The organism is Actinomadura napierensis, from assembly GCF_039529375.1.
Taxonomy (GTDB): domain Bacteria; phylum Actinomycetota; class Actinomycetes; order Streptosporangiales; family Streptosporangiaceae; genus Spirillospora; species Spirillospora napierensis.
Window position 1 is genome coordinate 1 of sequence record NZ_BAAAMR010000211.1, and the last position, 7,154, is coordinate 7,154.

The following is a 7,154-nucleotide window of genomic DNA, read 5'->3' on the forward strand; positions in this document are numbered from 1 at the left end:
CGCCGGGGCTGGCTACCGCCCTCGAACGCCTCCGCGCCGACCTCGCCGACGCCCCGTTCGACGCGCCGGCCGAGGAGCGCCTCGCCGAACTCGGCCTGACCGGCGGCGCGCTCGCCGCCGCGGAACGCGCGGGCGCGCTGCTGCGGCTGCGCGACGGCGTCGTCCTGCTGCCCGGCGCCGACCGCGAGGCGCTGCGCATCCTGTCCGCGCTACCGCAGCCGTTCACCCCCGGACAAGCGGGCGACGCGCTGGCCACCAGCCGCCGCGTCGCCGTCGCGCTGCTGGAGCACCTGGACGCCCTCGGCCTCACCGAGCGCCGCCGCTGACGACCGGGGACGGACCGCGCGGGACGGGAAAACCGGTTGAACCGGGACGGGCGCCTCTGGCGTCATAGATCACGGTTCGGATCCCGTCGAGAAGGAGAAGGCATGCCGTACCAGACTCTGAAGGGCGGCCGCGTTCCCATCCGCATGTGGACCGACCCCGCCACCGTCGAGGACCAGGCGCTCGACCAGCTCCGCAACGTCTCCGCGCTGCCGTGGGTGGAGGGGCTCGCGGTCATGCCGGACGTCCACTACGGCAAGGGCGCGACCGTCGGCTCGGTCATCGCGATGAAGAACGCGGTGTCCCCGGCGGCCGTCGGCGTCGACATCGGCTGCGGGATGACCGCCGCGAAGTCCTCGCTCACCGTCGAGGACATGCCGGACGACCTGTCGGGCGTGCGGCACCGGCTGGAGAGGGCGATCCCCGTCGGCCGCGGCTCGCACAAGAGCGCCGTCGACCCGGCCGCGCTTCCGAACCTGAAGGAACGCGGCTGGTACGACTTCTGGAAGGCGTTCGAGGACCTGCACCCCGCGGTCCGCGCCGGCCTCGGCCGGGCCCGCGCCCAGATGGGCACGCTCGGCGGCGGCAACCACTTCCTGGAGCTGTGCGCGGACGACGGCGGCGCGATCTGGCTCGTCCTGCACTCCGGGTCCCGCAACATCGGCAACGTGCTCGCCGAGCACCACATCGAGGCCGCCCGCAAGCTCCCGCACAACCAGGACCTTCCGGACACCGACCTCGCCGTGTTCCTCAGCGGCACCGTGAAGATGGACGCCTACCGGCACGACCTGTTCTGGGCGCAGGAGTACGCGCGGCGCAACCGCGCGGTCATGATGGCGCTCGCGCAGAACGTCGTGACCAAGCAGTTCGGCGAGAAGCGCTGCAGGTGGAACCAGGTCATCTCCTGCCACCACAACTACGTGGCGGAGGAGGAGTACGGCGGCGAGGAGCTGCTCGTCACCCGCAAGGGCGCGATCCGCGCGGGCGCCGGCGACCTCGGCATCATCCCGGGCTCGATGGCGACCGGCACCTACATCGTCCGCGGCCTGGGCAACGAGACGGCGTACAACTCCGCCTCGCACGGCGCGGGCCGGAGGATGAGCCGCAACAAGGCGCGCAAGAACTTCACCGTGGAGGACCTGGTCGAGCAGACGAAGGGGGTCGAGTGCCGCAAGGACAGCGGCGTCATCGACGAGATCCCCGGCGCCTACAAGGACCTGGAGACGGTGATCGAGGCGCAGTCCGACCTCGTCGCGGTGGTCGCGCACCTGCGGCAGCTCGTCTGCGTGAAGGGCTGAGGACGTGACGGCGGTGCAGCGGCCGGCGAACGCGCGCGGCGTAGGCGACGGCATGAAGCTGCACCGCCGGACGGTCCGGCTCGGCGGCCGGGACCACACCGTCATCGGGCTGCGGCCCGCCACCCGGGCGCGGTTCAGCACCAACCTCTTCCACGAGACCTGGCACGTGCTGTCCGACCAGCACGGCGCCCGCGTCCTCGCGCGGCTGCTGTGGGGCCTGGCCTACCAGTCGCGGCCCGGCACGCTGCTGGTGATCGACCGGCCGTTCCTCGCCCCGACGCCGTTCGACGCGGACCCGGCCGACCCGATCGTCCTCGTCCCGTCCTGGCACACCCCTTTCACCGCCGCGACCGCCCGCGAGCTGGCGCGGCGGCTCCCGCTGCGGCGGCCGCCGGACGGCACCGTCCGGTGGCGGACGCACGGCCTCGACGGCGCGCTCACCGACCCGCGGGCCTGGTTCCGCGACCGTCCGCCGACGGACTGGCCGGAGCGGGGCCGGGTGGAGCGGACGCACGGCCTGGTCGCGCTCCTGCCCGCCCGTCCCGCCGAGGCGCGGGCGTGGGCCGTGCAGGCGGGATGGCTCGACGCCGCCAACCCCCACGGCATGGACTACGACCACCTCGGCGGGCAGTGCCGGTCCGCGTCCGGCGAGATCCAGATCTTCCGCGACTTCCACCGGCTGGTGAGCGTCGCCCGCCGTGCCCGCGCCGATGTCCTCGCTCGCCCGGACGCCCCCGTCGACCCTGCTGAGCTGCGGCCGCTCGTCTGGGACCGGCACGGCGAGATCACCTGGGCCGAGCAGGAGGCGGCCCGCCGGCGGGCGGGCCGCCGCTGATCAGCCCAGGACGCGGTCGATGAACGCGGTGACGTCGCCGAGCACCTCGTCGCGGTTGGTCTCGTTGAACACCTCGTGGCGCGCACCCGGATAGATCCGCTGGGTCAGGTCGTCGCCGCGAATCGCCTCGATCCCGGCGAGGGTGCCGTCCAGCGGGACGAGCCGGTCGTCGTCGCCGTGCACGTGGAAGACGGGCAGCGCGCCGAGCGGGCCGTGCTCGTTGATCCGCCGGATGCAAGCGTCCAGCGCCCGGACGGTCGGCTTCTTGAACGGGCCGTGCCACACCAGCGGGTCCTCGGTGTAGGCCTTGCCGACCGCCGGGTCCCGCGACAGCGTCGCGGTGTCGATGGGCTCGTCGGGCATCTCGTCCAGCGGGAGCAGCGCGTCCACGGCGGCCCAGCGGCCGAGGACCGGCCCCGACAGCACCAGCGCGGTCAGCACGTCGCCGTGGACCTGCGCGTAGCGGGCGGCGATGAGGCCGCCCATGGAGTGCCCGATCAGCACGACGGGCAGGCCCGGATGGTCGCCGCGGGCGGCCTCCACGACGGTGTGCAGGTCGGCGACGACGTCCTCGAAGTCCTCGATGAGCACCCGGTCGCCCGCCGACCGGCCGTGGCCCATGTGGTCCGGCCCGCACACCGTCGCCCCGTGCCGGACGAGCACGTCCGCCACGTACTCGTAGCGCCCGAGATGCTCGCCGTACCCGTGCGCCAGAACCGCGATGTAGCGGGGCGAGCCGTCCGACCAGATCCGCGCCGTGATCGCGCCCCGCGTCCCCGCGAACTCCCACTCCCGTGCCGCCGTCACCCGTGCCTCCCTCGTCCTCACCGGCCAAGCCCATCGCCCGTGATGCGACGAATCGGCGATCGCCGCAATAGGCTGGGCTGATCGACCGTAACCCGGACGGCCCGCCCCGCGCGCCGTCCGCCCGGCAGGAAGGGGCGCCCGTGCTGGTCGACACCTTCGGTCGTACCGCGACGGACCTGCGGGTCTCGCTCACCGACCGGTGCAACCTGCGGTGCTCGTACTGCATGCCGCCCGAGGGGCTGGACTGGCTGCCGAAGCCGGAACTGCTCACCGACGACGAGGTCGTCCGGCTCGTCGGGCTCGCGGTCGGCGAACTCGGCGTCACCGAGGTCCGCTATACCGGCGGCGAGCCGCTGCTGCGGCGCGGGCTGCCGGACCTCGTGCGGCGCACCGCGGCGCTGTCGCCGCGCCCGGAGATCTCCCTGACCACCAACGGGATCGGGCTCGCCCGGCTGGCCGCGCCGCTCGCCGACGCCGGCCTGGACCGGGTGAACGTCTCGCTGGACACCCTCGACCGGGCCACCTTCAAGAAGCTGGCGCACCGCGACCGGTTCGAGGACGTCCTCGCCGGGCTGGAGGCGGCGCGTGCCGCGGGGCTGGAGCCCGTCAAGATCAACGCGGTGCTGATGCGGGGGATCAACGACCACGAGGCCCCCGCGCTGCTGCGGTTCTGCCTCGAGCACGGCTACCGGCTGCGGTTCATCGAGCAGATGCCGCTGGACGCCCAGCACGGCTGGACCCGCGACGACATGATCACCGCGGACGAGATCCTGGACCGGCTGTCGGCCGAGTTCGACCTGGCCCCCGACGCCGGCCACGACCGCGGCAGCGCGCCCGCCGAGTCGTTCGTGGTCGGCGCGGGCCCGGAGACCGTCGGCGTCATCGGGTCGGTGACCCGGCCGTTCTGCGGCGCCTGCGACCGGGTGCGGCTCACCGCCGACGGGCAGGTCCGCAACTGCCTGTTCGCCACCGAGGAGTCCAACCTGCGCGACGCGATGCGCGGCGGCGCGACCGACGAGGAGATCACCGGGCGCTGGCGGAAGGCCGTGTGGGCCAAGCGCGCCGGGCACGGCATCGACGACCCGTCGTTCCTGCAGCCCGCCCGGCCGATGTCCGCCATCGGCGGCTGACGCCGGTGCCGTCCGACCCGGCGCTGTTCGATGCGGTGCTGCTGGCGGGCGGCCGGGCCCGGCGGCTCGGCGGCGCCGACAAGCCCGCCGCGCCGGTCGGCGGCCGCCCGCTGATCGAATGGGTCGCCGCCGCCGCGTCGGGCGCATCCCGGACGATCGTGGTCGGACCGCCGCGCGACGTCCTGCCGGATGCGGTCCGGGTTCGCGAGGACCCGCCGGGCGCCGGGCCGGTGACGGCGCTGGGCGCCGGGCTGGCCGAGGTGCGCGCGCCGTGGGTCGCGCTGCTGGCCGCCGACCTGCCGTTCCTGCGTCCCGCCCACATCACCGCCCTGCTGGACGCGGCGGGGGAGCGCGACGGAGCCGTGCTGGTGGACGACGACGGCCGCGAACAGTGGCTCGCCGGATGCTGGCGCGCCGGCCGCCTGCGCGACGCGCTCGCCGCGTACACCGGCGCGTCGCTGCGCGGCGTCCTCGGCCCCCTGGACCCCGCCGTGGTCGCGCTTCCCGCCGGGGACCGGCCGCCCTGGTACGACTGCGACACGCCGGACGATCTCGCGCGCGCCGACGGCCTCGCCAGGCCCGACGCGCTTTGACCGTGCGAGAGTGGGCATCGCGTACGTCGACGCGTTGAAGGGGGACGCCCATGTCGGTACTCGAGGACTGGATGAGCGCGGTCTGCGACGAGCTCGGCCTGGAACGCGGTGACATCGACCGCGATCTCGTGCTCGACCTGGCCCGGGACGTCGCGCACGGGGTGGCGCGTCCGGGCGCGCCGCTCACCGCCTACCTGCTGGGCCTCGCGGTCGGCCGCGGCGCGCCGGCCCGGGACGCCGCCGCCCGGCTCACCGAGATGGCCGAGGCCTGGAACACCGAACCCGCGGCGGGTGAGGTTCCCGAGCAGCCCGGCGAACCCGTCCTCGACGAGGCGTAGCGGCCGGGCACAACGCTCACGTATCGCGGTCCTCGACGGGCACGACGTCCTTGAGGAAGTCGCGGCGGTCCAGGAACGCCGAAAGGCTCTCGCGGTGCTCGTCGCAGGCGAGCCAGATCTTCCGCCGGTCCGGGGTGTGGATCTTCGGGTTGTTCCAGCGCAGGGCCCACACCGCTTCGGCGCGGCAGCCCTTGGCGGAGCACTGCATTTCGTCGGGGCCCGGGCCCGGTGCGGATGCGGTCATCCGGCAACTCTGGCACAGCGGCCCGGGCGCCCGGCGCGCCGGGTTTGGCCCGGTGATCTCCGGAAAGGAGATCGCTCGTGCAGACGGAGGCCACGGCGGGGGCCGGCCGGGAGGGCCAGGTACGGCGTCCCTGGCGGGCGCTGTCGGTCTGCCTCGTCGCCGCCTTCATGACCCTGCTGGACGTCAGCATCGTCAACGTCGCGCTGCCGTCGATCAAGCAGGGGATGCACGCCTCGGAGGCGGAGCTGCAGTGGATCCTGTCGGGCTACGCGCTGACCTTCGGGCTGGTGCTGGTGCCCGCGGGGCGGCTCGGCGGCGCGCGCAGCCGCCGCGCGGTGTTCATGTCGGGCCTGGCGCTGTTCACCGCGTCCAGCGCGCTGGCCGGCATCGCACCGACCATGACATGGCTCTTGCTGGCCCGGCTGGTGCAGGGCGTCGCGGGCGGCATCCTCAACCCGCAGGTCGCGGGCCTCATCCAGCAGCTGTTCCAGGGCGGTGAGCGGGGCCGGGCGTTCGGCGCGCTCGGCGCGGTGATCGGGATCGCGACGGCCGCCGGCCCGCTGCTGGGCGGCGGCATCATCGCGCTCGCCGGCCCCGAGGAGGGCTGGCGCTGGGTGTTCTACGTCAACATCCCGGTCGGCGTGGTGGCGCTGTTCCTGGCGTGGCGGCTGCTGCCCGCTCCGATGCGCGGGGAGCAGCGGGGCCTCGACCCGCCCGGCGTGCTGCTGCTCGGCGCGGGCGTGGTGTGCGTGCTGCTTCCGCTCGCCCAGGAGCAGCAATGGCACGGGAACGGCAAATGGCTGCTGATCGTCGTGGGCGCCCTGCTCATCGCGGCGTTCGTGTGGTGGGAGCGGCGGGCCCGCGCGCCGATGGTCGACCTGGGGTTGTTCCGGCTCCGCTCGTACGCGCTCGGATCGGCGATCGCCCTGCTCTACTTCGCCGGGTTCACCGCGATCTTCTTCATCTTCACGCTGTACCTGCAGAACGGGCTGGGCTACAGCGCGCTGGAGGCGGGCCTCGCCATCACGCCGTTCGCCCTCGGGTCGGGCGTCGCGGCGGCGGTCGGCGGCCGCGTCGTGGCCAGGTACGGGCGTCCGCTGGTGGCCGTCGGCCTCGCCGCGGTCACGGTGGGGCTGGCCGCCGCGTGGCTCGCCGTCGAGCTGGAACCGGGACGGGGCGTGGGCTTCGCGACCGCGCTGCCGCTGCTGTTCGCGGGCTGCGGCAGCGGGCTCGTCATCGCACCGAACCAGACCATCACGCTGTCGGAGGTGAACTTCACCGAGGGCGGCAGCGCCGCCGGCGTGCTGCAGACCGGGCAGCGGGTCGGCACCGCGATGGGCATCGCCGCCGTCGGGTCGGTGTTCTTCTCCGCCATCGCGAGCACGCACGGCGACTGGGCCGGGGCGTTCCGCCGCGGCCTCGTCGTCATCCTGGCGTTCGTCGTGCTGGCGCTGGCGGGGGGCGGCGCCGACCTGGCCGCCGGGCCCCCCCCCCCCTCCGGGGCGCCAAGGACTGGCGCTCCGTCCGCGACGCCTCGCCCGACATCGAGGCCCTCGCCACCCGCGGCGCCGCCTTCGAACGCCTC

At 74.4% G+C, this 7,154-nt stretch carries 9 protein-coding genes; 7 read left to right on the top strand and 2 right to left on the bottom strand.

Features of this window, described 5'->3' with window-relative positions; genetic code table 11:
* The 3 genes from ABD296_RS48370 to ABD296_RS48380 form a co-directional block, all read left to right on the top strand.
* Positions 1-326: SelB domain-containing protein (locus tag ABD296_RS48370; protein ID WP_344284949.1), on the top strand; the 326-nt coding region annotated here is incomplete at its 5' end.
* 102 nt (positions 327-428) lie between these two features.
* Positions 429-1,622, top strand: coding sequence for an RtcB family protein (locus tag ABD296_RS48375; RefSeq protein ID WP_344284952.1), 1,194 nt, complete (start codon positions 429-431; stop codon positions 1,620-1,622).
* Between the two features lie 4 nt (positions 1,623-1,626).
* The gene (locus ABD296_RS48380) at positions 1,627-2,457 is read left to right on the top strand and encodes a hypothetical protein (RefSeq protein WP_344284955.1); all 831 of its coding nucleotides are present in this window, start codon (positions 1,627-1,629) and stop codon (positions 2,455-2,457) included.
* On the opposite strand, the gene ABD296_RS48385 is transcribed toward ABD296_RS48380, so the two are convergent.
* Positions 2,458-3,264 (bottom strand): alpha/beta hydrolase, encoded by an 807-nt coding sequence (locus ABD296_RS48385; protein WP_344284958.1) that lies wholly within the window; start codon positions 3,262-3,264, stop codon positions 2,458-2,460.
* Positions 3,265-3,404: 140 nt separating this feature from the next.
* On the opposite strand from ABD296_RS48385, the gene moaA reads away from it, so the two are divergent.
* From moaA to ABD296_RS48400, 3 genes are read left to right on the top strand one after another with little or no spacing between them, the layout of a single operon-like run.
* Positions 3,405-4,394, top strand: a complete 990-nt coding sequence (moaA, locus tag ABD296_RS48390) for a GTP 3',8-cyclase MoaA (protein WP_344284961.1) — start codon at positions 3,405-3,407, stop codon at positions 4,392-4,394.
* 5 nt (positions 4,395-4,399) lie between these two features.
* Complete coding sequence (gene mobA / locus ABD296_RS48395; RefSeq protein ID WP_344284964.1) at positions 4,400-4,987, top strand: molybdenum cofactor guanylyltransferase; 588 nt, start codon at positions 4,400-4,402, stop codon at positions 4,985-4,987.
* A gap of 50 nt (positions 4,988-5,037) precedes the next feature.
* Positions 5,038-5,325 (top strand): DUF6457 domain-containing protein, encoded by a 288-nt coding sequence (locus tag ABD296_RS48400; RefSeq protein WP_344284967.1) that lies wholly within the window; start codon positions 5,038-5,040, stop codon positions 5,323-5,325.
* A 16-nt stretch (positions 5,326-5,341) separates the two neighbouring features.
* Here ABD296_RS48400 and ABD296_RS48405 read toward each other — a convergent pair whose 3' ends face one another.
* Complete coding sequence (locus ABD296_RS48405) at positions 5,342-5,569, bottom strand: hypothetical protein (RefSeq protein ID WP_344284970.1); 228 nt, start codon at positions 5,567-5,569, stop codon at positions 5,342-5,344.
* A 77-nt stretch (positions 5,570-5,646) separates the two neighbouring features.
* On the opposite strand from ABD296_RS48405, the gene ABD296_RS48410 reads away from it, so the two are divergent.
* A partial coding sequence (locus ABD296_RS48410; RefSeq protein WP_344284973.1) for a DHA2 family efflux MFS transporter permease subunit occupies positions 5,647-7,154 on the top strand: 1,508 nt, incomplete at its 3' end.

Excerpts from the sequence above, each read along its gene's own strand:
- ABD296_RS48400 (WP_344284967.1), top strand. The coding sequence starts at position 5,038 with ATGTCGGTACTCGAGGACTGGATGAGCGCGGTCTGCGACGAGCTCGGC.
- ABD296_RS48375 (WP_344284952.1), top strand. The coding sequence starts at position 429 with ATGCCGTACCAGACTCTGAAGGGCGGCCGCGTTCCCATCCGCATGTGG.
- ABD296_RS48405 (WP_344284970.1), bottom strand. The coding sequence starts at position 5,569 with ATGACCGCATCCGCACCGGGCCCGGGCCCCGACGAAATGCAGTGCTCC.